This window comes from Pseudoalteromonas sp. OOF1S-7 (assembly GCF_022347765.1).
In the GTDB taxonomy this organism is placed as follows: domain Bacteria; phylum Pseudomonadota; class Gammaproteobacteria; order Enterobacterales; family Alteromonadaceae; genus Pseudoalteromonas.
On the sequence record NZ_JAKRFZ010000041.1, the window covers coordinates 1 to 2,053 of the forward strand.

Annotated in this window: 2 protein-coding genes; both read right to left on the minus strand. The window is 43.7% G+C overall.

Annotation, left to right across the window (positions count from 1 at the left end; genetic code table 11):
- Positions 1-263 precede the first annotated feature (263 nt).
- Positions 264-668, minus strand: a complete 405-nt coding sequence (locus MHN33_RS23690) for a hypothetical protein (RefSeq protein ID WP_239401941.1) — start codon at positions 666-668, stop codon at positions 264-266.
- Between the two features lie 15 nt (positions 669-683).
- Positions 684-2,053: RHS repeat-associated core domain-containing protein (locus tag MHN33_RS23695; protein ID WP_239401943.1), on the minus strand; the 1,370-nt coding region annotated here is incomplete at its 5' end.

Genomic DNA, 2,053 nt, shown 5'->3' on the forward strand with positions numbered 1-2,053 from the left:
TATATGTCAGAGCAACACATTTATAGCGGACTGGACCAAACATCAGGCATGGCAAAGCGGGTAAAATAACGAACGAGATAACGAAAATGCGCTATCTCGCAGGCCTTCTCGGCTTGACATCGCTGGAACGTCCATATATGTCTATGCAACTCTACGTGATTGCACAGAAAAAAGGCGCTCACTGAGCGCCGTTTTTGAATGGGTGTCACCCTAAATTGTTTCACCGGAGCGGGTTTGATTTCAAATTAGATTAGATGTCCTTCTTAATAAATTCCCTTTCTTAAGAAGAAAGCCAACAGTGTTTTCAATATCAAAATTAGTGCTATTCCAAACGCAAAAAAGAAGAACCAGACTAAGTTACCAAAGGTAAGCTGCCCAAACCTAATCAAGTCTATACATAAATAAAGTAAACCGACAATTACGACTACCGTAACAATACGGGTATTATTTACTTTGAGCATATTACCACCAACAAACGCTAGCAATGATGAAGATGTTCCCGATATAAATGCCAGTATATTCACTGCTGCTTTATATGCATCACTTTCCTCTTGAGTTGGAATAAAGGAAGTGATTGGCACTTGAGGCGACAACCACAAACCAGTTAACAGACCAATTATCGCTGTCAAAAATAATATAACTGTATTTCTAAATACATGTAATTTCATTGTATCTCCAAAAGCTTAATTATATCTGATGCGCCTGTATCGGTGGCCTTGTTGTTGCCGGATCAGATTTGTATAAGCTGCTGCTTGTGTTTCCCACGGAGAACTTCCCGTTATGTTGTGAGGAATCTTCGGAGCACCATTGCTCCAAGCAGTGTTTTGCCAAGCATGAACTAATTCATGCGCCAGTGTATGTTGAGCTGATACATAAGGTCTCGCAGCTCTACCACTAACAGTTTGGAATAGTCCTACTGGTGCTCTCACTGCTCTTGGATCTAGGGCAATAATAGTTCTATCCCATGAGAAATCCCAAAAACCTCTTCCGGTTGCTGCTGACTGACCAAAGTTTTCAAAGATTGCCAATCCAGTGCCGCTTTCGGCTAAACCAACAAGCATTTCGTGACCAGTAGCAGTCTTGTTTAACTCACCTAAATGAGAAGCAACATCACCAGCGAAGCCTTCTGAACCACTAACGGTGTAGTCAAGAGAAAGGTCATCAGACAACTTAAAGGAAGCTTCCTGACTACCATGCGTGTCAACACTACTTTGATATCCTTCTTCAACATCAGCATTGTTATTAAACTGACCTCGTGTACCACCCCAATCCGTCCTCACCGCAGTAACAAAAGCCGCACTATAAGCACCATTTTTAAACTTCCCTCCGGTTATTTTTGAAATAGTACCACCAACTACTGCGGAAACAATGACATTCCCAATCTGATTACTTACATAGTTTCCGCCTCCAACTGCGCTATTAAGCCCAGCTGCCCAGAAGCCATGGCCGAAATTTCCGCCATTTATGTCACTCATAATGCCGCCAACAATGCCATCAAACATAAACCGAGCGAATGCATTTTCAAAGCCTCCACCCCCTCCTAATTGAGACGTTGCGGCAGAGGTTAAGCCAGCCTTAAATGCCTGAGATGAACTGCCCCCCATCGCTCTGGTAAACTCATAGTTCCATGCCGCAGCACACGCAGCCTGAGCCGGTCCGCAAAAGGCCGTCAGCATATTCCCTACAATATTGGTAACTTCTGCACCAAATACTTTTACCACACCTCTAATGATTTGACGGTTTACCTTCTTCGTGAGGTTATGTAGCTTCTTAAAAATATACCCACTCGGATCCGTATAACTCAAAGGATTATTCAACACATAAGAATACGCATTGTAATTCTGAAGGTTACTCGGCGCCTGAACAAAAGGATCCGCCTGCATAAACCGTCCAGTCTCTGCATCGTACACTCGACCATTCATATGGATGATGCGCTTATCGCCACCCAGCGAAACCGGTTCGTGGCCGGTGTAGCCCCTGAGATTATCGTTGATGCGACTAAATATATCGACTAGCGGGTCGTTGTTTGGATCGCCTGTTGGCTCCACTTTTC